At 53.1% G+C, this 23,587-nt stretch carries 16 protein-coding genes, 5 tRNA genes, 3 rRNA genes and 1 pseudogene; 22 read left to right on the top strand and 3 right to left on the bottom strand.

Features of this window, described 5'->3' with window-relative positions; translation table 11 throughout:
* Positions 1-22: 22 nt before the first annotated feature.
* Genes ACMGGS_RS04965 through ACMGGS_RS04955 form a run of 3 tightly spaced genes read left to right on the top strand, consistent with a single transcriptional unit; the run spans position 23 to position 2,604 of the window.
* The gene (locus tag ACMGGS_RS04965) at positions 23-952 is read left to right on the top strand and encodes an ROK family protein (protein ID WP_414165264.1); all 930 of its coding nucleotides are present in this window, start codon (positions 23-25) and stop codon (positions 950-952) included.
* Positions 949-1,938, top strand: coding sequence for a LacI family DNA-binding transcriptional regulator (locus ACMGGS_RS04960; RefSeq protein ID WP_414165263.1), 990 nt, complete (start codon positions 949-951; stop codon positions 1,936-1,938). The genes ACMGGS_RS04965 and ACMGGS_RS04960 overlap by 4 nt, the downstream gene beginning before the upstream one ends.
* A 45-nt stretch (positions 1,939-1,983) precedes the next feature.
* Complete coding sequence (locus ACMGGS_RS04955; protein ID WP_414165262.1) at positions 1,984-2,604, top strand: DUF1287 domain-containing protein; 621 nt, start codon at positions 1,984-1,986, stop codon at positions 2,602-2,604.
* A 139-nt stretch (positions 2,605-2,743) separates the two neighbouring features.
* Here ACMGGS_RS04955 and fadA read toward each other — a convergent pair whose 3' ends face one another.
* Both fadA and fadB read right to left on the bottom strand, forming a co-directional pair.
* Positions 2,744-3,907 (bottom strand): acetyl-CoA C-acyltransferase FadA, encoded by a 1,164-nt coding sequence (gene fadA / locus ACMGGS_RS04950; RefSeq protein WP_414165261.1) that lies wholly within the window; start codon positions 3,905-3,907, stop codon positions 2,744-2,746.
* 9 nt (positions 3,908-3,916) lie between these two features.
* Positions 3,917-6,106: a fatty acid oxidation complex subunit alpha FadB gene (gene fadB / locus ACMGGS_RS04945; protein ID WP_414165260.1), complete on the bottom strand. Its 2,190-nt coding sequence runs from the start codon at positions 6,104-6,106 to the stop codon at positions 3,917-3,919.
* A gap of 188 nt (positions 6,107-6,294) precedes the next feature.
* On the opposite strand from fadB, the gene pepQ reads away from it, so the two are divergent.
* The 10 genes and pseudogenes from pepQ to birA all read left to right on the top strand — a co-directional run bounded on the left by pepQ (position 6,295) and on the right by birA (position 17,796).
* Positions 6,295-7,626 (top strand): Xaa-Pro dipeptidase, encoded by a 1,332-nt coding sequence (gene pepQ / locus ACMGGS_RS04940; protein WP_414165259.1) that lies wholly within the window; start codon positions 6,295-6,297, stop codon positions 7,624-7,626.
* Positions 7,626-8,240 (top strand): IMPACT family protein, encoded by a 615-nt coding sequence (locus ACMGGS_RS04935; protein WP_414165258.1) that lies wholly within the window; start codon positions 7,626-7,628, stop codon positions 8,238-8,240. Before pepQ ends, ACMGGS_RS04935 begins: the two co-directional genes overlap by 1 nt.
* A gap of 38 nt (positions 8,241-8,278) precedes the next feature.
* The gene (trkH, locus tag ACMGGS_RS04930; RefSeq protein ID WP_176917628.1) at positions 8,279-9,730 is read left to right on the top strand and encodes a Trk system potassium transporter TrkH; all 1,452 of its coding nucleotides are present in this window, start codon (positions 8,279-8,281) and stop codon (positions 9,728-9,730) included.
* A gap of 12 nt (positions 9,731-9,742) precedes the next feature.
* Positions 9,743-10,287, top strand: a pseudogene (gene hemG, locus ACMGGS_RS04925) (menaquinone-dependent protoporphyrinogen IX dehydrogenase).
* A gap of 374 nt (positions 10,288-10,661) precedes the next feature.
* Positions 10,662-12,203: ribosomal RNA gene (locus tag ACMGGS_RS04920) — 16S ribosomal RNA — on the top strand.
* Positions 12,204-12,275: 72 nt separating this feature from the next.
* Positions 12,276-12,351: transfer RNA gene (locus ACMGGS_RS04915), tRNA-Glu, on the top strand.
* 183 nt (positions 12,352-12,534) lie between these two features.
* A 23S ribosomal RNA gene (locus tag ACMGGS_RS04910) occupies positions 12,535-15,441 on the top strand.
* A 96-nt stretch (positions 15,442-15,537) separates the two neighbouring features.
* Positions 15,538-15,653 (top strand): 5S ribosomal RNA (rrf, locus tag ACMGGS_RS04905).
* The 16S, 23S and 5S rRNA genes sit together here with 1 tRNA gene alongside, the layout of an rRNA operon.
* Before the next feature lie 155 nt (positions 15,654-15,808).
* Positions 15,809-16,837, top strand: coding sequence for a UDP-N-acetylmuramate dehydrogenase (gene murB, locus ACMGGS_RS04900; RefSeq protein ID WP_414165257.1), 1,029 nt, complete (start codon positions 15,809-15,811; stop codon positions 16,835-16,837).
* Complete coding sequence (birA, locus tag ACMGGS_RS04895) at positions 16,834-17,796, top strand: bifunctional biotin--[acetyl-CoA-carboxylase] ligase/biotin operon repressor BirA (protein WP_414165256.1); 963 nt, start codon at positions 16,834-16,836, stop codon at positions 17,794-17,796. Before murB ends, birA begins: the two co-directional genes overlap by 4 nt.
* Positions 17,797-17,822: 26 nt before the next feature.
* Here birA and coaA read toward each other — a convergent pair whose 3' ends face one another.
* On the bottom strand, positions 17,823-18,773 hold the full coding sequence (coaA, locus tag ACMGGS_RS04890; RefSeq protein WP_414165255.1) for a type I pantothenate kinase: 951 nt from the start codon (positions 18,771-18,773) through the stop codon (positions 17,823-17,825).
* Positions 18,774-19,120: 347 nt separating this feature from the next.
* Here coaA and ACMGGS_RS04885 point away from each other — a divergent pair.
* The 9 genes from ACMGGS_RS04885 (at position 19,121) to rplA (ending at position 23,300) form a co-directional block, all read left to right on the top strand.
* A tRNA-Thr gene (locus ACMGGS_RS04885) sits at positions 19,121-19,196 on the top strand.
* 8 nt (positions 19,197-19,204) lie between these two features.
* Positions 19,205-19,289 (top strand) — tRNA-Tyr (locus tag ACMGGS_RS04880).
* 87 nt (positions 19,290-19,376) lie between these two features.
* Positions 19,377-19,451, top strand: a tRNA-Gly gene (locus ACMGGS_RS04875).
* 5 nt (positions 19,452-19,456) lie between these two features.
* Positions 19,457-19,532, top strand: a tRNA-Thr gene (locus ACMGGS_RS04870).
* A 115-nt stretch (positions 19,533-19,647) separates the two neighbouring features.
* Complete coding sequence (tuf, locus tag ACMGGS_RS04865) at positions 19,648-20,832, top strand: elongation factor Tu (protein WP_276159198.1); 1,185 nt, start codon at positions 19,648-19,650, stop codon at positions 20,830-20,832.
* A gap of 243 nt (positions 20,833-21,075) precedes the next feature.
* Complete coding sequence (gene secE, locus ACMGGS_RS04860) at positions 21,076-21,459, top strand: preprotein translocase subunit SecE (protein WP_003862342.1); 384 nt, start codon at positions 21,076-21,078, stop codon at positions 21,457-21,459.
* A gap of 1 nt (position 21,460) precedes the next feature.
* Positions 21,461-22,006 (top strand): transcription termination/antitermination protein NusG, encoded by a 546-nt coding sequence (gene nusG / locus ACMGGS_RS04855; protein ID WP_414165254.1) that lies wholly within the window; start codon positions 21,461-21,463, stop codon positions 22,004-22,006.
* A 157-nt stretch (positions 22,007-22,163) separates the two neighbouring features.
* Positions 22,164-22,592, top strand: coding sequence for a 50S ribosomal protein L11 (gene rplK / locus ACMGGS_RS04850; RefSeq protein WP_176919487.1), 429 nt, complete (start codon positions 22,164-22,166; stop codon positions 22,590-22,592).
* A gap of 3 nt (positions 22,593-22,595) precedes the next feature.
* On the top strand, positions 22,596-23,300 hold the full coding sequence (gene rplA, locus ACMGGS_RS04845) for a 50S ribosomal protein L1 (RefSeq protein ID WP_414165253.1): 705 nt from the start codon (positions 22,596-22,598) through the stop codon (positions 23,298-23,300).
* Positions 23,301-23,587 lie beyond the last annotated feature (287 nt).

Raw genomic sequence — 23,587 nt, 5'->3', positions numbered from 1 at the left:
TGCCATAAGCTGAGGATTAGCGATGAAATTAGGACTGGATATTGGTGGTACAAAAATCGAAGCCGTCGTTCTGGACGATCATGGAGCGATTTGCTATCGGGAACGTTACGCGACGCAAAAACAAAGCTATGCGAGTTTTTTTCAGTCGGTCGTCGAGATTATTCGCCTGGCGCAGGCCGCATTTCCTCTCCCTTTGACGGTTGGCATCGGTGTCCCTGGCGCGGTTGATCCCACCAGCGGGCTGATTAAAAACTCCAATATTCTGGTGCTGAATCAACAACCTTTCGCCAGTGAGCTTGCACAAACGTTAGCGATCCCGGTGACCATTACCAACGATGCCAACTGCTTTACGTTGTCGGAAGCGATGGACGGAAGCGGACAAGGGTATGGCGTGGTGTTCGGCGTCATTCTTGGTACTGGCTGCGGCGGCGGGCTTTGTGTGGATCAGCGTTTAATTACGGGTCCGAACGCCTGCGCGGGAGAGTGGGGGCATAACGCGCTTCCTCGCTATGATGCTAACGTGGATGGCGAATCAGCGCTCTGCTATTGCGGCTATCACAATTGCATTGAGAGCTTTATTTCTGGCAGCGGGCTGGAGCGGCAGTACCACAGCATGTTTAATAAACACGCTGCTGTACCTGAAATCATCAGGCAGGTCGGCGCAGGTGACGAACAGGCAATCGAATTATGGCAGCGGCATGGCGATCAGCTTGCCCGCGCTTTAGCCAGCATCATTAATATGATCGACCCTGACGTGATTGTGCTGGGTGGCGGCGTGTCGAACATTGATATGCTCTATACCGGTTTGCAACAGCGAGTGGCGAATTACGTTTTTGGCCGCCAGTGTAATACGCCAATTTTACGTGCCAGCCACGGCGACAGCAGCGGCGTGCGTGGCGCGGCCTGGCTTGGGGCGGCATCGTCGAGAACCTTAACAACGAGTAATGAATGACTAAGCCGGTACGGATCAGAGATATCGCGGAAGCCTGCGGCGTGTCAGTGGGCGCGGTTTCTCGCGCCCTGAAAGGGCAGTCCGGTTTACGCGAAGAGACGCGTCAGCGCATTATTTCGGTGGCGGAGCAGCAGGGCTATGATTTTTCCCGCCTGCGTAGCGAAAAAATAAAACGCATCCTGTTTTTACTTCACCGCCAGCACAATATCAGCCGTGCGCTACCGTTCTATTCGCAACTATTGCTGGGTATTGAAGATCGCTGTCGCGACAAAGGCATTGCACTGAGCTTTCTGGCGATTGGCCCTGGCGACGCGGTGAGTGAACAGGTGATGCGGCACCAGCCAGATGCGCTGATTTGCGCAGGTTTCTTCGAGCCTGAACTGCTGTCCTTGTTGCAGCAAATGAAGCTGCCGCTGGTGCTGGCGGATTCATGGACTCCGGGATTATCGTGTGTTAATCCCGATAATATGCTGGGAGGTGAATTAGCCACCCGCCACCTTATTGCGCAGGGAAGACGGCGTATTGCATTTCTGGCGAGCACGTTGTCGCACTACAGTATTCGCCAGCGTGAAAAAGGCTATCGAAAAGCGTTGTTCGATGCGCAAATGCTGATGCCACCTGACTATGAAGCTATTGCGCCGCCACTGCTGGATACCGGGCAGTCGCTTATTCAGGCAGTCAACGAGCTTCTCGATCTCCCTGAACCGCCGGATGCGATTTTCGCCTATAACGATGCCGCGGCGCTGGTGGTGATGCAACTCTGTGCCGAACGCGGATTACGTATTCCTGAAGATATTGCGCTGGTCGGTTTTGATGACATTGATTCCGCCGCATGGGCATCGCCGCCGTTAACCACTATCGCCGTTGATAAACAACAACTGGGACGTGAAGCGGTGCGGCTTCTGCTTGAGGGAACGCAGGAAGATAATCAACTGCTTCCCGTCAGTCTGGTGATGCGCGGCAGCACTGGAAAAACGGGACTCTGACGTACAAGAGGTCCCTATTACGCAGATTGTTCAGGGAGGAGTGCAATGCATAAAGCGTTTATCGTCGCGATAATTTTGGTTGGTGGTCTGGCAAGTCAGACATTATTTTCGCCAACTGTAGAGGGCGTTCCGGTCGTGGTGTCGCCGGTGTCGGCCGCTAATCTGGCGGTTGCCAGCAGCGCTAAACAGCAGGTGGGAAAGACGCTGTTTTACGATCCTGCTTACAGCCGAATCAGCTATCCCGGCGGTGATGTGCCGCTGGAGCGTGGCGTTTGTGCCGATGTGGTGATCCGCGCCTTGCGGAGTCAGCAGGTCGATTTACAGCAGTTAGTGCATGACGATATGAAGGCGCATTTCTCCGCCTATCCGCAAAAGTGGAAGCTGACCCGTCCCGATACCAACATTGACCATCGGCGGGTATTTAATCTGGAAACCTGGTTTGCCCGCCATCATAAATCTCAGCCGGTAAGCGACAGTCAGGCGGATTATCTTCCCGGCGATATCGTTTCATGGCGGCTCGATAACGGCCTCGCCCATATTGGTATTGTTGCTGATGAACGGGCGCGGGACGGGACGCCGCTGGTGGTTCACAATATTGGGTCGGGTGCACAGCTGGAGAATGTGCTGTTTAGCTGGCGCATTGCGGGACACTATCGTTACTTTTAACTTAACGCGAAAAAGCCCGCCCCTGACAGGCGGGAAGAACGGCAACTAAACTTTTTTTACCGGGACAAAGCTGTGTTTCATGCCGGATAAGACCTTTTAGCGTCATTATCCGGCATGGTCGTCCGGCCAGAAACAGACGTTAAACCCGCTCAAACACCGTCGCGATCCCCTGACCCAGACCGATGCACATTGTCGCCAGACCAAACTGCACGTCCTGACGTTCCATCAGATTCAACAGTGTGGTGCTGATACGTGCGCCCGAGCAGCCGAGCGGGTGGCCCAGGGCGATTGCGCCGCCGTTGAGGTTGATCTTCTCGTCGATCTGCTCCATCAGCCCCAGATCTTTAATGCATGGCAGGATCTGCGCGGCGAAGGCTTCGTTCATCTCAAACAGACCGATGTCGCTGGTCGAAAGCCCCGCTTTTTTCAGCGCCAGCCTTGAGGCCGGAACCGGCCCGTAGCCCATGATAGAGGGATCGCAGCCGACAACCGCCATGGAGCGGATGCGGGCGCGAGGCGTAAGGCCCAGCTCGCGGGCGCGGCTTTCGCCCATCACCAGCATGGCGGCTGCGCCGTCAGAAAGGGCAGAGGAAGTGCCTGCGGTAACTGTGCCGCTGACCGGATCAAATGCCGGTTTTAATGCTGACAGAGCATCAACCGTGGTTTCCGGGCGGATCACTTCATCGTAGTTAAACTGCTTCAGTACGCCATCGGCATCGTGACCGCCGGTGGGAATGATCTCCTTTTTAAACGCGCCGGATTGCGTGGCGGCCCAGGCGCGGGCATGGGAACGCGCGGCGAACTGGTCCTGCATTTCACGACTGATGCCGTGCATACGGGAGAGCATCTCTGCCGTCAGGCCCATCATGCCCGCCGCTTTGGCGACGTTGCGGCTTAAGCCCGGATGGAAATCGACGCCGTGGCTCATCGGCACATGGCCCATATGTTCCACGCCACCCACCAGACACGCCTGCGCATCGCCGGTCATAATCATTCGCGCCGCGTCGTGCAGAGCCTGCATCGACGAACCGCACAGACGGTTAACGGTCGCCGCCGGAACGGAGTGGGGGATTTCAGCTAACAGCGCGGCGTTGCGGGCGATGTTGAAGCCCTGCTCCAGCGTCTGCTGCACGCAGCCCCAGTAAATATCGTCCAGGGCGCTGGCCTCTAACGCCGGATTGCGCGCCAGCAGGCTACGCATTAAATGTGCCGAGAGATCTTCCGCACGCACATGGCGGAACGCGCCCCCTTTGGAACGCCCCATCGGGGTACGAATTGCATCTACAATAACAACCTGTTCCATTGTGACTCCTTAAGCCGTTTTCAGCTCGCCGACCGGACGGGCAGGCTCCACCGGGGGATAGTACGGTTCGTTCTGGCGCGCTTTCTGTTGCAGACCCTCCGGCACGGTATACAGCGAACCGAGGTGCTGATATTGCTGGGCCATATCGAGGTATTTTGCGCTGCCAAGCGTATCCAGCCAGCGGAATGCGCCGCCGTGGAACGGCGGGAAGCCGAGACCGTAGACCAGTGCCATATCAGCTTCCGCCGGGCTGGCTATGATGCCTTCTTCCAGACAGCGCACCACTTCGTTGACCATCGGGATCATCATGCGGGCAATAATCTCGTCGTCGCTAAAATCGCGCTTCGCTTTGCTGACGTCGGCCAGCAGACTATCGACAGCATCATCTTCTTCTTTCTTCGGTTTACCTTTGCTGTCTTCTTTATAGCGCCAGAAACCGAGGCCGTTTTTCTGTCCGTAACGGTTGGCATCGAACAGCGCGTCGATCGCATCGCGATAATCTTTTTGCATCCGCTGCGGGAAACCCGCCGCCATGACGGCCTGGGCGTGATGCGCAGTATCAATGCCGACCACGTCCAGCAGGTAGGCCGGACCCATCGGCCAGCCGAACTGTTTCTCCATCACTTTATCGACTTTGCGGAAGTCCGCGCCGTCGCGCAGCAGCTGGCTGAATCCGGCGAAGTAGGGGAACAGGACGCGGTTAACAAAGAAGCCGGGGCAGTCGTTGACTACAATCGGCGTTTTACCCATTTTGCTGGCCCAGGCGACCACTTTGGCAATCGTCTGGTCAGAGGTTTTCTCGCCGCGAATCACTTCGACCAGCGGCATCCGGTGCACCGGGTTAAAGAAGTGCATACCGCAGAAGTTTTCCGGGCGTTTCAGTACGCTGGCCAGTTCGCTAATCGGAATGGTCGAGGTGTTAGAAGCCAGGACGGTATCCGGACGAACCTTCTCTTCCGTTTCCGCCAGCACCGCTTTTTTCACTTTTGGGTTTTCAACTACCGCTTCAACGACGACATCGGCACGTTCAAAATCGGCGTAATTTAACGTTGGCTGGATAGTGGAAATAATCCCGGCCAGCTTCAGGCCATTGATTTTGCCGCGCTCAAGCTGCTTGTTCAGCAACTTGCCAGCTTCGTTCATCCCGAGGGTCAACGACTTCTCGTTAATATCCTTCATGATGACCGGCACGCCTTTCCAGGCAGACTGATACGCAATGCCGCCGCCCATGATGCCCGCGCCCAGGACGGCTGCCTGTTTCGGCGTCTCGACATCTTTGGTCAGCTTTTTCGCTTTGCCTTTCACATATTGATCGTTGAGGAAAATGCCGACCAGCGCGCGCGCCTCGGTGGAGTGGGCCAGCGGGACAAAGCTTTGGTTCTCCAGCTCCAGCGCTTCATCCCGACCATGCCGGGAAGCCGCTTCGATCGTTTTTACGGCGGTGATGGGGGCCGGATAATGTTTCCCCGCAGTCTGCATCACCATGCCTTTGGCGATGGTGAAGCTCATGGTGGCTTCAATTTTACTTAAATGCAGCGGCTCCAGTTTTGGCTGGCGTTTGGCTTTCCAGTCCAGATCGCCGTTGATCGCCTGACGCAGAATGGCAATGGCGCCCTCACGCAGTTTTTCGGTTTTCACTACGCCGTCGACCAGCCCGAGTTTAAGCGCCTGATCGGCGCTGACATCTTTTCCGGCGGCGATAATTTCCAGTGCGCTATCGGCACCCAGCAGACGAGGTAGACGCACGGAACCGCCAAAGCCTGGCATGATGCCCAGTTTGGTTTCCGGCAGACCAATGCGCAGATCTGGCGTGGCCAGGCGATAATCGGTTGCCAGCACACATTCGCAGCCGCCGCCTAATGCATAACCGTTGACAGCGGAAAGGGTTGGGACCGGTAGATCTTCCAGACGGCAAAAAACGCTGTTCGCAAAACGCAGCCACTGGCTTAACTGCTCCTGCGGGACGAGGAACAGCGAGAGAAATTCGGTGATATCAGCGCCCACGATAAAAGCCGCTTTATTTGAACTGAGCAGCAGCCCTTTTAAATCTTTTTGTTGCTCCAGCACGTCCAGCGCCTTGCCGAGGCTGGCGACGGTCGCAGTGTCGAGTTTGTTTACCGAGCCGGGCGCATCGAACACCAGTTCAGCGATGCCGTCTTCCAGCCAGTCAAGGTACAGGGTGTCGCCTTTGTAAAGCATGTCAGTCTCCTGAATCCGCGAAGGGATCTGGTCATACCAGATGAAGCGGAGTGTGGATTTTATGTTAAAAAAATGCAAATTAATCATTAAAAAATTGCTGGCGCGATCACGCTCATGCGAAATCGCCCAGCCTTTGTGAGGTGTGTTAAGATGCGAAGATCAGGGGCTAAATTTTGAAGGATAACGAGATGGACTCACTGGCTACACTTTATAAAAATCATATCGTTACGTTGCAGGAGCGTACCCGCGACGTACTGGCACGCTTTAAGCTTGATGCGCTACTTATTCATTCCGGTGAACTGTTTAATGTCTTCCTTGACGATCACCCGTACCCGTTCAAGGTTAACCCGCAATTCAAGGCGTGGGTGCCGGTCACGCAGGTACCCAACTGCTGGCTACTGGTGGATGGCGTTAATAAACCGAAGCTGTGGTTTTACCTGCCGGTCGATTACTGGCACAACGTGGAACCGCTGCCGACCTCCTTCTGGACAGAAGAGATAGAGGTCATTGCCCTCCCGAAAGCGGACGGCATTGGCAGCCAGTTGCCTGCCGCGCGCGGGAATCTGGGTTATATCGGCCCGGTTCCAGAGCGCGCGCTGGGACTGGATATTGCTGCCAGCAATATTAACCCGAAAGGGGTGATTGATTATCTGCATTACCATCGTGCGTATAAGACCGACTATGAACTTGCCTGCATGCGCGAAGCGCAAAAAACGGCGGTTAACGGGCATCGTGCGGCGGAAGAGGCTTTCCGATCCGGCATGAGCGAGTTTGATATCAATATCGCCTATCTGACGGCGACGGGCCACCGCGATATTGACGTGCCTTACAGTAACATCGTGGCGCTAAATGAGCATGCGTCTGTGCTGCATTACACTAAACTCGATCACCATGCGCCGTCTGAAATGCGCAGTTTCCTGCTGGATGCGGGCGCGGAATATAACGGCTACGCGGCTGATCTTACGCGTACCTGGGCGGCGAACAGTGATAACGATTACGCGCAACTGATTAAAGATGTGAATGATGAACAACTGGCGCTGATTGCCACCATGAAAGCGGGCGTTAGCTACGTGGATTATCATCTTCAGTTCCATCAGCGCATCGCCAAAATTCTGCGTAAGCACCAAATCCTCATGGATATGAGTGAAGAGGCGCTGGTGGAAAACGATCTGACCGGACCATTTATGCCGCACGGGATTGGGCATCCGCTGGGGTTGCAGGTGCATGATGTCGCTGGCTTTATGCAGGATGATACCGGGACTCATCTCGCCGCGCCGTCGAAATACCCGTATCTGCGCTGCACTCGCGTGCTGCAACCGGGCATGGTGCTGACGATTGAGCCGGGGATTTACTTCATCGAATCGCTGTTAGCGCCGTGGCGTGAAGGGCAGTTCAGTAAGCATTTCAACTGGCAGAAAATCGAGGCGCTTAAACCGTTCGGTGGCATTCGTATCGAAGACAACGTGGTGATCCATGAAAATCATGTTGAAAATATGACGCGGGATTTAAAACTGGCGTAATGGACAGTTGGTTAATCCCGGCGGCACCGGTTAGCGTCGTTGAAGAGATCAAAAAAAGCCGCTTCATTACGCTGCTCGCCCATACGGACGGCGTTGAGGCGGCGAAAGCCTTTGTGGAGTCCGTGCGGGCTGCGCATCCGGATGCTCGCCATCATTGCGTAGCGTGGGTCGCCGGTGCGCCGGATGATTCACAACAGCTGGGCTTTTCAGACGACGGTGAACCAGCTGGAACCGCGGGGAAACCGATGCTCGCGCAATTGATGGGCTGCGGTGTCGGAGAGATTACTGCCGTGGTGGTGCGCTACTACGGCGGCATTCTTCTCGGAACGGGTGGGCTGGTAAAGGCCTATGGTGGCGGCGTGAGTCAGGCATTGCGACAGTTAACGACGCAGCGCAAGACGCCATTAACCGAATATACTTTGCAGTGTGAATATAGTCAGTTGGCCGGAATAGAAACCTTGTTAGGGCAGTTTGCCGGTAACATCGTCAGCAGCGAGTATCAGGCCGCTGTGTTGCTGCGAGTGGCGCTTCCTTATGCGAAAGTGAATGAATTTTCAGCAAGGCTGGCGGATTTTAGCCGTGGTTCATTGCAATTGTTAGCGATTGAAGAATAATCCCCACCTTATTTTTACTATCACAGGAAGCGGCAGAGATGCATTTTCGCGCCATTACCCGAATCGTTGGACTACTGGTTATCTTGTTTTCGGGGACAATGATCCTCCCCGGACTGGTAGCACTGATTTATCGCGATGGGGCCGGTCGGGCATTTACCCAGACCTTTTTTGTCGCGCTGGCCATTGGCTCCTTGCTGTGGTGGCCCAACCGCCGGCAAAAAGGCGAATTGAAGTCGCGTGAAGGGTTTCTGATTGTCGTACTTTTCTGGACGGTGCTGGGGAGCGTCGGTGCCTTACCTTTTATCTTCTCTGAACGGCCTAATCTGACCGTCACCGATGCGTTCTTTGAATCTTTCTCCGGCCTCACAACGACGGGCGCGACCACGCTGGTTGGGCTGGATTCCTTACCTCACGGTATTCTTTTCTATCGGCAAATGCTGCAATGGTTCGGCGGGATGGGGATCATTGTGCTGGCGGTGGCTATCCTGCCGATCCTGGGGGTCGGGGGGATGCAGCTCTATCGCGCCGAAATGCCGGGGCCACTAAAAGACAATAAAATGCGCCCGCGTATTGCTGAAACGGCGAAAACGCTATGGCTGATTTACGTTTTACTGACGGTGGCCTGTGCGCTGGCGCTGTGGTTCGCCGGGATGCCCGCCTTCGATGCCATTGGGCATAGCTTCGCGACTATCGCCATCGGGGGCTTCTCTACCCATGACGCCAGCGTGGGATACTTTGACAGCCCTACCATTAATACCATTATTGCTATCTTCCTGCTGATTTCCGGCTGTAACTATGGTCTGCACTTTTCCCTGCTAAGCGGGCGAAATTTGAAGGTTTACTGGCGCGATCCGGAATTTCGCATGTTTATTGGCGTCCAGCTGACGCTGGTGGTGATTTGTACCCTGGTGCTGTGGTTTCACGATGTGTATAACGCGGCGGTGACGACGCTGAACCAGGCTTTTTTCCAGGTCGTGTCAATGGCGACGACGGCGGGGTTCACCACAGACAGTATTGCCCGCTGGCCGCTATTCCTGCCAGTGCTGTTGCTGTGCTCTGCTTTTATTGGTGGCTGCGCGGGGTCTACCGGCGGCGGCCTGAAAGTGATTCGTATCCTGCTGCTGTTTAAACAGGGAAACCGGGAACTGAAGCGTCTGGTGCATCCGAATGCCGTCTATAGCATTAAGTTAGGCAACCGGGCGCTGCCGGAGCGGATCCTTGAAGCGGTGTGGGGCTTTTTCTCCGCTTACGCGCTGGTCTTTATTGTCAGTATGCTGGCGATCATTGCGACCGGCGTGGATGACTTCTCAGCCTTCGCCTCGGTGGTTGCCACACTGAACAACCTCGGACCCGGACTTGGCGTGGTGGCGGATAACTTTGCCAGCATGAACCCGGTCGCGAAATGGATATTGATCGCCAACATGCTGTTTGGTCGACTTGAAGTCTTTACGTTACTGGTGCTTTTTACCCCAACGTTCTGGCGTGATTAACTGGAGTATGCATTGAAAACATTGATTCTGTTCTCGACGAGAGATGGGCAAACGCGCGAGATTGCCGCTTTTATTGCGTCTGAACTCAAAGAGCAGGGCATCTGGTCTGATTTGATCAATCTTAACCGCACGGATGAAATCGACTGGACGCTCTATGATCGGGTAGTGATTGGCGCTTCCATTCGTTATGGACATTATCATCCGGCGCTCGACAGTTTTATTAAAAAGCATCTGCAGGCGCTTAAGGCGCTGCCGGGCGCTTTCTTCTCGGTGAATCTGGTAGCACGTAAAGCAGAGAAGCGTACGCCGCAGACCAACAGCTATACCCGCAAGTTTCTCCTCAGTTCGCCGTGGCAACCGACATTGTGCGCGGTCTTTGCGGGGGCGCTACGTTACCCTCATTACCGTTGGTATGACCGTATGATGATCCGCCTGATTATGAAGATGACCGGGGGGAAACGGATACCCGCAAAGAAGTGGTCTATACCGACTGGAATCAGGCGGCGGTTTTTGCGCGGGAAATCGCCCAATTATCCGACAATACGTCGCTGAAATAAGCGATAAGAATGAAAAACAGGCAAACGATAAGTTTTTTTAAATTTATGCTTGTCAGCCCGGAATAACTCCCTATAATGCGCCTCCACTGACACGGAACAACGGCAAACAAGCCGACCAGTTAGCGAGGCTCCTTCGGGAACTTCAGCAGAGAAAAGCGAAATTAACGCTTGACTCTGAAGCGGGAAAGCGTAATATGCACACCCCGCGCCGCAGCGAAAAACGAAGCGGCACTGCTCTTTAACAATTTATCAGACAATCTGTGTGGGCACTCGAAGATACGGATTCTTAATGCCGAAAGGCAAAAAATGAATACCAAGTCTCAAGAGTGAACACGTAATTCATTACGAAGTTTAATTCTTTGAGCATCAAACTTAAATTGAAGAGTTTGATCATGGCTCAGATTGAACGCTGGCGGCAGGCCTAACACATGCAAGTCGAACGGTAACAGGAAGCAGCTTGCTGCTTCGCTGACGAGTGGCGGACGGGTGAGTAATGTCTGGGAAACTGCCTGATGGAGGGGGATAACTACTGGAAACGGTAGCTAATACCGCATAACGTCTTCGGACCAAAGAGGGGGACCTTCGGGCCTCTTGCCATCGGATGTGCCCAGATGGGATTAGCTTGTTGGTGGGGTAACGGCTCACCAAGGCGACGATCCCTAGCTGGTCTGAGAGGATGACCAGCCACACTGGAACTGAGACACGGTCCAGACTCCTACGGGAGGCAGCAGTGGGGAATATTGCACAATGGGCGCAAGCCTGATGCAGCCATGCCGCGTGTATGAAGAAGGCCTTCGGGTTGTAAAGTACTTTCAGCGGGGAGGAAGGCGATAAGGTTAATAACCTTGTCGATTGACGTTACCCGCAGAAGAAGCACCGGCTAACTCCGTGCCAGCAGCCGCGGTAATACGGAGGGTGCAAGCGTTAATCGGAATTACTGGGCGTAAAGCGCACGCAGGCGGCGTGTCAAGTCGGATGTGAAATCCCCGGGCTCAACCCGGGAACTGCATTCGAAACTGGCATGCTAGAGTCTTGTAGAGGGGGGTAGAATTCCAGGTGTAGCGGTGAAATGCGTAGAGATCTGGAGGAATACCGGTGGCGAAGGCGGCCCCCTGGACAAAGACTGACGCTCAGGTGCGAAAGCGTGGGGAGCAAACAGGATTAGATACCCTGGTAGTCCACGCCGTAAACGATGTCGACTTGGAGGTTGTGCCCTTGAGGCGTGGCTTCCGGAGCTAACGCGTTAAGTCGACCGCCTGGGGAGTACGGCCGCAAGGTTAAAACTCAAATGAATTGACGGGGGCCCGCACAAGCGGTGGAGCATGTGGTTTAATTCGATGCAACGCGAAGAACCTTACCTGGTCTTGACATCCACAGAACCTGGCAGAGATGCCGGGGTGCCTTCGGGAACTGTGAGACAGGTGCTGCATGGCTGTCGTCAGCTCGTGTTGTGAAATGTTGGGTTAAGTCCCGCAACGAGCGCAACCCTTATCCTTTGTTGCCAGCGGTCCGGCCGGGAACTCAAAGGAGACTGCCAGTGATAAACTGGAGGAAGGTGGGGATGACGTCAAGTCATCATGGCCCTTACGACCAGGGCTACACACGTGCTACAATGGCATATACAAAGAGAAGCGACCTCGCGAGAGCAAGCGGACCTCATAAAGTATGTCGTAGTCCGGATCGGAGTCTGCAACTCGACTCCGTGAAGTCGGAATCGCTAGTAATCGTGGATCAGAATGCCACGGTGAATACGTTCCCGGGCCTTGTACACACCGCCCGTCACACCATGGGAGTGGGTTGCAAAAGAAGTAGGTAGCTTAACCTTCGGGAGGGCGCTTACCACTTTGTGATTCATGACTGGGGTGAAGTCGTAACAAGGTAACCGTAGGGGAACCTGCGGTTGGATCACCTCCTTACCTTAAAGAACCTGCCTTTGTAGTGCTCACACAGATTGTCTGATGAAAAAGTATCGAGCAAACAGTATCAGAGTCCCCATCGTCTAGAGGCCCAGGACACTGCCCTTTCACGGCTGTAACAGGGGTTCGAATCCCCTTGGGGACGCCATACCGGATAATGAGTGAAAGACATTATCCCTGAATATCTTAAAGATGACTTTCGAGTCGTGTTTAAGATATTGCTCTTTAAAAATCTGGATCAAGCTGAAAATTGAAAAACACTGAACAACGAAAGTTGTTCGTGGGTCTCTCAAATTTTCGCAACACGAAGCGAAACATCTTCGGGTTGTGAGGTTAAGCGACTAAGCGTACACGGTGGATGCCCTGGCAGTCAGAGGCGATGAAGGGCGTGCTAATCTGCGATAAGCGCCGGTAAGGTGATATGAACCGTTATAACCGGCGATACCCGAATGGGGAAACCCAGTGTGACTCGTCACACTATCATGTCATGAATACATAGTGGCATGAGGCGAACCGGGGGAACTGAAACATCTAAGTACCCCGAGGAAAAGAAATCAACCGAGATTCCCCCAGTAGCGGCGAGCGAACGGGGAGGAGCCCGGAGTCTGAATCAGCATGCGTGTTAGTGGAACGGTCTGGAAAGTCCGGCGGTACAGGGTGATAGTCCCGTACACCAAAATGCACATGCTGTGAACTCGAAGAGTAGGGCGGGACACGTGGTATCCTGTCTGAATATGGGGGGACCATCCTCCAAGGCTAAATACTCCTGACTGACCGATAGTGAACCAGTACCGTGAGGGAAAGGCGAAAAGAACCCCGGCGAGGGGAGTGAAAAAGAACCTGAAACCGTGTACGTACAAGCAGTGGGAGCCTCTTTTATGGGGTGACTGCGTACCTTTTGTATAATGGGTCAGCGACTTATATTCTGTAGCAAGGTTAACCGTATAGGGGAGCCGGAGGGAAACCGAGTCTTAACCGGGCGTTAAGTTGCAGGGTATAGACCCGAAACCCGGTGATCTAGCCATGGGCAGGTTGAAGGTTGGGTAACACTAACTGGAGGACCGAACCGACTAATGTTGAAAAATTAGCGGATGACCTGTGGCTGGGGGTGAAAGGCCAATCAAACCGGGAGATAGCTGGTTCTCCCCGAAAGCTATTTAGGTAGCGCCTCGTGAACTCATCTTCGGGGGTAGAGCACTGTTTCGGCCAGGGGGTCATCCCGACTTACCGATCCGATGCAAACTGCGAATACCGAAGAATGTTATCACGGGAGACACACGGCGGGTGCTAACGTCCGTCGTGAAGAGGGAAACAACCCAGACCGCCAGCTAAGGTCCCAAAGTCATGGTTAAGTGGGAAACGATGTGGGAAGGCCCAGACAGCCAGGATGTTGGCTTAGAAGCAGCCATCATTTAAAGAAAGCGTAATAGCTCACTGGTCGAGTCGGCCTGCGCGGAAGATGTAACGGGGCTAAACCATGCACCGAAGCTGCGGCAGCGACGCTTATGCGTTGTTGGGTAGGGGAGCGTTCTGTAAGCCGTTGAAGGTGGCCTGTGAGGGCTGCTGGAGGTATCAGAAGTGCGAATGCTGACATAAGTAACGATAATGCGGGTGAAAAACCCGCACGCCGGAAGACCAAGGGTTCCTGTCCAACGTTAATCGGGGCAGGGTGAGTCGACCCCTAAGGCGAGGCCGAAAGGCGTAGTCGATGGGAAACGGGTTAATATTCCCGTACTTGGTGTTACTGCGAAGGGGGGACGGAGAAGGCTATGTCGGCCGGGCGACGGTTGTCCCGGTTTAAGCGTGAAGGTGGGTGTTCCAGGTAAATCCGGAACGCTGTTAACACTGAGGCGTGATGACGAGGCACCACGGTGCTGAAGTGACAAATGCCCTGCTTCCAGGAAAAGCCTCTAAGCATCAGGTAACACGAAATCGTACCCCAAACCGACACAGGTGGTCAGGTAGAGAATACCAAGGCGCTTGAGAGAACCCGGGTGAAGGAACTAGGCAAAATGGTGCCGTAACTTCGGGAGAAGGCACGCTGGTGCGTAGGTGAAGTCACTTGCTGATGGAGCTGAAACCAGTCGAAGATACCAGCTGGCTGCAACTGTTTATTAAAAACACAGCACTGTGCAAACACGAAAGTGGACGTATACGGTGTGACGCCTGCCCGGTGCCGGAAGGTTAATTGATGGGGTTATCGCAAGAGAAGCTCCTGATCGAAGCCCCGGTAAACGGCGGCCGTAACTATAACGGTCCTAAGGTAGCGAAATTCCTTGTCGGGTAAGTTCCGACCTGCACGAATGGCGTAATGATGGCCAGGCTGTCTCCACCCGGGACTCAGTGAAATTGAACTCGCTGTGAAGATGCAGTGTACCCGCGGCAAGACGGAAAGACCCCGTGAACCTTTACTATAGCTTGACACTGAACATTGAGCCTTGATGTGTAGGATAGGTGGGAGGCTTTGAAGCGTGGACGCCAGTCTGCGTGGAGCCGACCTTGAAATACCACCCTTTAATGTTTGATGTTCTAACCTGGCGCCATAATCTGGCGTGGGGACAGTGTCTGGTGGGTAGTTTGACTGGGGCGGTCTCCTCCTAAAGCGTAACGGAGGAGCACGAAGGTCAGCTAATCCTGGTCGGACATCAGGAGGTTAGTGCAATGGCATAAGCTGGCTTGACTGCGAGCGTGACGGCGCGAGCAGGTGCGAAAGCAGGTCATAGTGATCCGGTGGTTCTGAATGGAAGGGCCATCGCTCAACGGATAAAAGGTACTCCGGGGATAACAGGCTGATACCGCCCAAGAGTTCATATCGACGGCGGTGTTTGGCACCTCGATGTCGGCTCATCACATCCTGGGGCTGAAGTAGGTCCCAAGGGTATGGCTGTTCGCCATTTAAAGTGGTACGCGAGCTGGGTTTAGAACGTCGTGAGACAGTTCGGTCCCTATCTGCCGTGGGCGCTGGAAGACTGAGGGGGGCTGCTCCTAGTACGAGAGGACCGGAGTGGACGCATCACTGGTGTTCGGGTTGTCATGCCAATGGCACTGCCCGGTAGCTAAATGCGGAAGAGATAAGTGCTGAAAGCATCTAAGCACGAAACTTGCCCCGAGATGAGTCTTCCCTGAGACTACAAGTCTCCTGAAGGAACGTTAAAGACGATGACGTTGATAGGCCGGGTGTGTAAGCGCAGCGATGCGTTGAGCTAACCGGTACTAATGAACCGTGAGGCTTAACCTTACAACGCCGAAGCTGTTTTGGCGGATTTGAGAGAATATTTTCAGCCTGATTACAGATTAATCAGTGTGCAGCCTGCACCCTGATAAACAGAATTTGCCTGGCGGCAACAGCGCGGTGGTCCCACCTGACCCCATGCCGAACTCAGAAGTGAAACGCCGTAGCGCCGATGGTAGTGTGGGGTCTCCCCATGCGAGAGTAGGGAACTGCCAGGCATCAAACAAGTAAGAAGCCCATCCTGACGGATGGGCTTTTTGCGTTTCTGTCGTAAAACTTCCACCTGTCATTGCCTTCTCTCTCCTTTATAACTACAAGCCATACTCCTGCATATACGGTAAACTAGCCGTGATTTTGCATCAGGATAGCGTCTATGAATCACTCCCTTAAGCCCTGGAATACCTTTGGCATCGATCAGTCTGCAAATGAGATTATCTGTGTCGAAAATGAGCAACAACTCTTAAGCGCATGGCAAAAATCCACTCAGGAACAGTCTCCCGTGCTGATATTGGGAGAGGGCAGCAACGTCCTGTTTCTTGCCTCGTTCAGCGGTACAATAATCGTTAATCGTATCAAAGGAATTAACATTACTGAGCGGCAGAATGCGTGGCATATACATGTGGGGGCAGGAGAAAACTGGCACCACCTGGTGCAATATACTCTGCAACATGGCATGCCCGGCCTGGAAAACCTGGCCATGATCCCGGGCTGTGTCGGCTCTTCGCCCATCCAGAATATTGGTGCCTATGGCGTTGAATTACAGCGCGTCTGCGATTATGTGGATTGTGTTGAACTGGCTACCGGGCAAACTTCACGTCTTAACGCCTCAGAATGCCGTTTTGGCTATCGCGACAGTATCTTTAAACATGAATATCAGGATCGTTACGCTATCGTCGCGGTGGGTTTGCGTTTGCCAAAGTTATGGCAGCCGGTTTTAACCTACGGTGATTTAGCACGCCTGGATCCCGAAACGGTAACGCCTCAACAGGTCTACGAGGCTGTCTGCCATATGCGCACCACCAAACTGCCCGATCCTAAAGTAAATGGTAACGCTGGTAGCTTCTTTAAGAATCCCGTTATCAGCAGCGCAGAAGCTCAGACTCTGCTGACGAACTTCCCGGACGCCCCGCATTATCCGCAGGCCGACGGTTCCGTTAAACTAGCCGCAGGATGGCTCATCGATCGGTGCCAGCTCAAAGGCACACAAATCGGTGGGGCGATGGTGCACAAACAGCAGGCTTTGGTGCTCATTAATACCGGCAATGCGCGTAGTGAAGACGTTGTTCATCTGGCACACCAGGTTAGACAACAGGTGGGTGAGAAATTTAACGTATGGCTTGAACCTGAAGTGCGCTTTATCGGCAGCCGTGGGGAAGTCAGTGCCGTGGAGACTATCGCGTGAAAGATAATACTATTCCGTTAACGTTAATCTCTATTTTATCCGACGGAGACTTTCACTCTGGCGAGCAGTTAGGCGAACGACTGGGCATGAGCCGTGCAGCCATTAACAAACACATTCAAACGCTGCGCGACTGGGGAGTAGATGTCTTTACCGTACCAGGCAAAGGCTATAGCCTCCCTGAACCCATCCAGTTATTGAACGAACAACTGATCCGCAGCCAAATTGAATATGGATCAGTGGCGGTATTACCGGTCATTGACTCCACCAACCAGTATCTCCTCGACCGTATTAATGAATTGCAATCGGGAGATGCCTGCATTGCCGAATATCAGCAGGCGGGCCGGGGACGCCGCGGGCGTAAATGGTTTTCACCTTTCGGCGCGAACCTCTATCTCTCGATGTACTGGCGACTGGAGCAGGGACCAGCGGCGGCAATTGGTTTGAGTCTGGTCATTGGCATTGTTATGGCCGAAGTACTACATGACCTGGGCGCAACCCAGGTGCGGGTAAAATGGCCTAATGACCTCTATCTTCAGGATCGCAAACTGTCAGGTATTCTGGTTGAGCTTACCGGTAAAACAGGCGATGCTGCACAGATTGTCATTGGCGCTGGCATCAATATGGCGATGCGACGGGTTGAGGAAGACGTGGTAAACCAGGGCTGGATCACCCTTCAGGAAGCCGGGATCGCAATCGATCGTAATGCCCTTGCCGTTCGATTAATCAAAGAGCTAAGAACCTCTTTACAACTCTTTGAGCTGGAAGGGCTAACGCCTTATCTTTCCCGTTGGGAAAAGTTAGATAACTTTATTAATCGGCAGGTGAAACTCATTATTGGCGACAGAGAAATCGTCGGTATTTCTCGCGGGATAAATGCGCAGGGCGCACTCATGCTGGAACAAAATGGAGAAATTAAACCGTGGATGGGTGGCGAAATTTCTCTTCGTAGCGCGGAATAAAAGCAGGGAGCAAGCGCTCCCTTATTTTATTTACGCAGCCGAACCTGCCTGACTGCATGGTTGGCGCTTTTTGTCATGATCAGGCTGGCACGCTCGCGGGTAGGTAGGATATTCTCTTTAAGATTCAGTCCGTTAATCTCTTTCCATAATGAGGTGGCTACCTTCACCGCTTCCTCTTCAGATAACTTTGCGTAGTTATGAAAATAGGAATCCGGATCGGTAAAAGCGCCTTCGCGAAATTTCAGAAATCGGTTGATATACCAGGTCTGTAATAATTCTTCCGGTGCATCAACATAAATAGAAAAATCCACGAAGTCAGAGACAAATACATGGTGTGGATCGTGTGGATAGTCCATTCCACTCTGCAATACATTTAAGCCTTCGAGAATTAATATATCGGGTTGAGAGACATTTTTATCGCCATCGGGGATCACATCATAAATAAGATGCGAATAGACCGGTGCAGTGGCATTGGATACACCTGATTTGATATCAGAAACAAACTTAACCAGCCGATGCATATCATAGGACTGAGGAAAGCCTTTCTTCTTCATTATCCCCCGGTCTTTCAAAACCTGGTTTGGATGCAGAAAGCCATCGGTAGTAATGAGTTCTACGCGGCGATGCTCCGGCCAGCGGCTTAACAGCGCCTGTAGTACGCGCGCAGTAGTACTTTTACCTACCGCGACACTCCCGGCAATGCTAATGATATAAGGAATACGTTGCCCATCGGTTCCAAGAAATTGTTCAAGCACGGCCTGGCGGCGCAGGTTGGAACTAATGTAAAAATTGAGCAAACGCGACAGGGGCAGATAGATCTCTGCCACTTCTTCCAGAGAAAGGTCTTCATTAATCCCTTTCAGGCGGGCGATCTCACCTTCAGTCAGCGTCATCGGAACTGAATCACGAAGAGCAGCCCACTGGCGGCGGTCAAATTCCATATAAGGTGTCGTTAACGCGTGTTCTTTTTTGCTCATAACATGTTTCTCGCTGCCCTCCCGTCCTCTGAACGTCCAGGGAATGAAGGCGCGGCACATTTCAGTTAATTTACACAATGGGCAGGAGGTTAACACCAGATGAAAGGGAAGATAAGAAAAAATCGCCTGAAGCTGTCCAAACTTAGATGTAAAAACAGCCGCGTGCGTTATCTGGCAGCCTGATAGCGGATGCCATCAGGACGATAATCAGATGAAATAATGCACTGTAATGCGTGATTTTACACCATATTTGCCCACGTGCGCACAAAATATGAGCGATAGAACGATTTATGCAAATTTTTAGTTGCATGCAGGCGCAGGTCTACCTAGAATGCGCGCTACTTGATGCCGACTTAGCTCAGTAGGTAGAGCAACTGACTTGTAATCAGTAGGTCACCAGTTCGATTCCGGTAGTCGGCACCATCAAGCCCGGTGGGGTTCCCGAGCGGCCAAAGGGAGCAGACTGTAAATCTGCCGTCACAGACTTCGAAGGTTCGAATCCTTCCCCCACCACCATTTCTGGCAACGCTTAGCGTCGCCTGAGTTGGTTCAGTAAAATGAGCCAGCTTAAACAGAAAGAACTGGGTAGCCGAGTTTCAGGATGCGGGCATCGTATAATGGCTATTACCTCAGCCTTCCAAGCTGATGATGCGGGTTCGATTCCCGCTGCCCGCTCCAGACGTGCTGATATGGCTCAGTTGGTAGAGCGCACCCTTGGTAAGGGTGAGGTCCCCAGTTCGACTCTGGGTATCAGCACCACTTCTTTATCTCTCCTCCCCTGTTTCTCTTCTGTTATTTCATTCAACAAGTCGGGCGTGTTGCCTGGTTGATGTGGTGATATCACCGATTTATCCGTGTCTTAGAGGGACAATCGATGTCTAAAGAAAAGTTTGAACGTACAAAACCGCACGTCAACGTCGGTACTATCGGCCACGTTGACCATGGTAAAACAACGCTGACCGCTGCAATCACTACCGTACTGGCGAAAACCTACGGCGGTGCTGCTCGCGCCTTCGACCAGATCGATAACGCACCGGAAGAAAAAGCTCGTGGTATCACCATCAACACCTCTCACGTTGAATATGACACCCCGACTCGCCACTACGCGCACGTAGACTGCCCGGGCCACGCCGACTATGTTAAAAACATGATCACCGGTGCTGCGCAGATGGACGGCGCGATCCTGGTTGTTGCTGCGACTGACGGCCCGATGCCGCAGACCCGTGAGCACATCCTGCTGGGTCGTCAGGTAGGCGTTCCGTACATCATCGTGTTCCTGAACAAATGCGACATGGTTGATGACGAAGAGCTGCTGGAACTGGTAGAAATGGAAGTTCGTGAACTTCTGTCCCAGTACGACTTCCCGGGCGACGATACTCCGATCGTTCGTGGTTCTGCTCTGAAAGCGCTGGAAGGCGAAGCAGAGTGGGAAGAGAAAATCATCGAACTGGCAGGCTACCTGGATTCTTACATCCCGGAACCAGAGCGTGCGATTGACAAGCCGTTCCTGCTGCCGATCGAAGACGTATTCTCCATCTCCGGCCGTGGTACCGTTGTTACCGGTCGTGTAGAGCGCGGTATCATCAAAGTGGGTGAAGAAGTTGAAATCGTGGGTATCAAAGATACTGCGAAATCCACCTGTACCGGCGTTGAAATGTTCCGCAAACTGCTGGACGAAGGTCGTGCAGGCGAGAACTGTGGTGTTCTGCTGCGTGGTATCAAGCGTGAAGAAATCCAGCGTGGCCAGGTACTGGCTAAGCCGGGTTCAATCAAGCCGCACACCAAGTTTGAATCTGAAGTGTACATCCTGTCCAAAGATGAAGGCGGCCGTCATACTCCGTTCTTCAAAGGCTACCGTCCGCAGTTCTACTTCCGTACAACTGACGTGACTGGCACCATCGAACTGCCGGAAGGTGTTGAGATGGTAATGCCGGGCGACAACATCAAAATGGTTGTTACCCTGATCCACCCGATCGCGATGGATGACGGTCTGCGTTTCGCAATCCGTGAAGGCGGCCGTACCGTTGGCGCGGGCGTTGTTGCTAAAGTTCTCGGTTAATTGCTGATAACGTTTGACGCAATGCGCAATAAAAGGGCATCATTTGATGCCCTTTTTGCACGCTTTCGAACCAGAACCTGGCTCATCAGTGATTTTTTAAGTCATAATCATTGCTGAGACAGGCTCTGTAGAGGGCGTTTGAGGAAGTATATAGCACCGAAACGCAACAGCGCATTTCGGTTTGGCTCGCCTCGCTTACGCGGGGTGAAAATATTTGTCTGAATTCTGGTGACAGGTTGGTTTATGAGTGCGAATACCGAAGCTCAAGGGAGCGGGCGCGGCCTGGAAGCGATGAAGTGGGTGGTTGTTGCTGTATTGCTCATCGTAGCTATCGTCGGCAACTATCTTTATCGTGACATGATGCTGCCGCTACGCGCGCTGGCAGTAGTAATTCTTATTGCTGCAGCGGGTGGTGTCGCGCTGTTGACAACGAAAGGCAAGGCGACCGTTGCTTTTGCCCGCGAAGCGAGAACCGAAGTCCGTAAGGTGATTTGGCCAACTCGTCAGGAAACGTTACACACTACGTTAATCGTGGCTGCAGTGACTGCTGTCATGTCGCTGATCCTGTGGGGGCTGGATGGTATTCTGGTCCGCCTGGTATCCTTTATCACTGGCCTGAGGTTCTGAGATGTCTGAAGCTCCTAAAAAGCGCTGGTACGTCGTTCAGGCGTTTTCCGGTTTTGAAGGCCGCGTAGCTACATCGCTGCGTGAGCATATCAAATTACACAATATGGAAGAGTTGTTTGGTGAAGTCATGGTTCCGACCGAAGAGGTGGTCGAAATCCGTGGCGGCCAGCGTCGCAAAAGCGAGCGCAAATTCTTCCCGGGTTACGTGCTGGTCCAGATGGTGATGAACGACGCGAGCTGGCACCTGGTGCGTAGCGTGCCGCGCGTAATGGGTTTCATTGGTGGCACCTCTGACCGTCCTGCGCCAATCAGCGACAAAGAAGTTGATGCGATCATGAACCGCCTGCAACAGGTTGGCGATAAACCGCGTCCGAAAACGCTGTTCGAGCCGGGTGAAATGGTTCGGGTTAGCGATGGTCCGTTTGCTGACTTCAACGGCGTGGTTGAAGAAGTTGACTACGAGAAGTCTCGTCTGAAGGTCTCTGTTTCTATCTTTGGTCGTTCGACTCCGGTAGAGCTGGACTTCGCGCAGGTTGAAAAAGCGTAAGCAGGCGATCAAAAAAGCGGCGATCTAATCGTTGCACAGGGCGCGAAATTGACATACAATTTCGCGCCTTTTGTTTTTATGGGTCCTGCCCGTAAAACGATATTTATATCACGGGGAGCCTCTCTGAGGCGCTATTACCCAATTTGAGGATTTTAGAATGGCTAAGAAAGTACAAGCCTACGTCAAGCTGCAGGTTGCAGCTGGTATGGCAAACCCGAGTCCGCCGGTTGGTCCAGCACTGGGTCAGCAGGGCGTGAACATCATGGAATTCTGCAAAGCGTTCAACGCAAAAACAGATTCTATGGAAAAAGGTCTGCCGATTCCGGTTGTTATCACCGTTTACGCTGACCGTTCTTTCACCTTCATTACCAAAACGCCTCCGGCAGCAGTTCTGCTGAAGAAAGCGGCTGGTATCAAGTCTGGTTCCGGCAAGCCGAACAAAGACAAAGTAGGTAAAATTTCCCGCGCTCAGCTGCAGGAAATCGCGCAGACCAAAGCTGCCGACATGACTGGTGCCGATGTTGAAGCGATGACTCGCTCAATTGAAGGTACTGCACGTTCCATGGGCCTGGTAGTGGAGGATTAAGAAATGGCTAAACTGACCAAGCGCATGCGTGTGATCCGTGAGAAAGTTGATGTAACTAAACAGTATGACATCAATGAAGCTATCTCTCTGCTGAAAGAACTGGCTACTGCTAAGTTCGTAGAAAGCGTAGACGTTGCCGTTAACCTCGGTATCGATGCGCGTAAATCTGACCAGAACGTCCGTGGTGCAACTGTACTGCCGCACGGTACTGGCCGTTCCGTTCGCGTAGCCGTATTTGCCCAGGGCGCAAACGCTGAAGCTGCTAAAGCTGCCGGCGCTGAACTGGTAGGTATGGAAGATCTGGCTGACCAGATCAAAAAAGGCGAAATGAACTTTGACGTCGTTATTGCTTCTCCGGATGCAATGCGCGTTGTTGGCCAGCTGGGTCAGGTTCTGGGTCCACGCGGCCTGATGCCAAACCCGAAAGTCGGTACTGTAACCCCGAACGTTGCTGAAGCGGTTAAGAACGCTAAAGCAGGTCAGGTTCGTTATCGTAACGACAAAAACGGCATCATCCACACCACCATCGGTAAAGTGGATTTTGACGCTGACAAACTGAAAGAAAACCTGGAATCTCTGCTGGTTGCGCTGAAAAAAGCCAAACCGACTCAGGCGAAAGGCGTGTACATCAAGAAAGTTAGCCTCTCCACCACCATGGGTGCTGGCGTTGCCGTTGATCAAGCTGGTCTGAGCGCTTCCGCGAACTAAGATTAGCTTTACGTGGGCGGTGGATTTGTCTACAATCTTCGCCCACGATTCCTCTAACCTCGGTTAGGGGACAACAGATTTGTTCGTTGGAGCCTGGCCTATCCAGGCCTCCGTCGAAGACCGCAGGAGTTTCGTAAGAAACTTAATCCCCTGCGTAGACGGTGACAGAACGCTAAGATTATTTCTGATACTCTGGCTTGTTTCTGCTCACCGTATTAAGACGCTCTTTCCGTTGGGAAGAGTGAAGTGAGTTCCAGAGCATGAGCTCTGGCAAACATCCAGGAGCA

Source organism: Superficieibacter sp. BNK-5, from assembly GCF_047456055.1.
GTDB lineage: Bacteria > Pseudomonadota > Gammaproteobacteria > Enterobacterales > Enterobacteriaceae > Superficieibacter.
This window is presented reverse-complemented; position numbering and strand designations above follow the sequence as displayed.

Coding starts and splice junctions, on each gene's coding strand:
- ACMGGS_RS04965 (WP_414165264.1), top strand. CDS start 23: ATGAAATTAGGACTGGATATTGGTGGTACAAAAATCGAAGCCGTCGTT.
- ACMGGS_RS04960 (WP_414165263.1), top strand. CDS start 949: ATGACTAAGCCGGTACGGATCAGAGATATCGCGGAAGCCTGCGGCGTG.
- ACMGGS_RS04955 (WP_414165262.1), top strand. CDS start 1,984: ATGCATAAAGCGTTTATCGTCGCGATAATTTTGGTTGGTGGTCTGGCA.
- fadA (WP_414165261.1), bottom strand. CDS start 3,907: ATGGAACAGGTTGTTATTGTAGATGCAATTCGTACCCCGATGGGGCGT.
- fadB (WP_414165260.1), bottom strand. CDS start 6,106: ATGCTTTACAAAGGCGACACCCTGTACCTTGACTGGCTGGAAGACGGC.
- pepQ (WP_414165259.1), top strand. CDS start 6,295: ATGGACTCACTGGCTACACTTTATAAAAATCATATCGTTACGTTGCAG.
- ACMGGS_RS04935 (WP_414165258.1), top strand. CDS start 7,626: ATGGACAGTTGGTTAATCCCGGCGGCACCGGTTAGCGTCGTTGAAGAG.
- trkH (WP_176917628.1), top strand. CDS start 8,279: ATGCATTTTCGCGCCATTACCCGAATCGTTGGACTACTGGTTATCTTG.
- murB (WP_414165257.1), top strand. CDS start 15,809: ATGAATCACTCCCTTAAGCCCTGGAATACCTTTGGCATCGATCAGTCT.
- coaA (WP_414165255.1), bottom strand. CDS start 18,773: ATGAGCAAAAAAGAACACGCGTTAACGACACCTTATATGGAATTTGAC.
- tuf (WP_276159198.1), top strand. CDS start 19,648: ATGTCTAAAGAAAAGTTTGAACGTACAAAACCGCACGTCAACGTCGGT.
- secE (WP_003862342.1), top strand. CDS start 21,076: ATGAGTGCGAATACCGAAGCTCAAGGGAGCGGGCGCGGCCTGGAAGCG.
- nusG (WP_414165254.1), top strand. CDS start 21,461: ATGTCTGAAGCTCCTAAAAAGCGCTGGTACGTCGTTCAGGCGTTTTCC.
- rplK (WP_176919487.1), top strand. CDS start 22,164: ATGGCTAAGAAAGTACAAGCCTACGTCAAGCTGCAGGTTGCAGCTGGT.
- rplA (WP_414165253.1), top strand. CDS start 22,596: ATGGCTAAACTGACCAAGCGCATGCGTGTGATCCGTGAGAAAGTTGAT.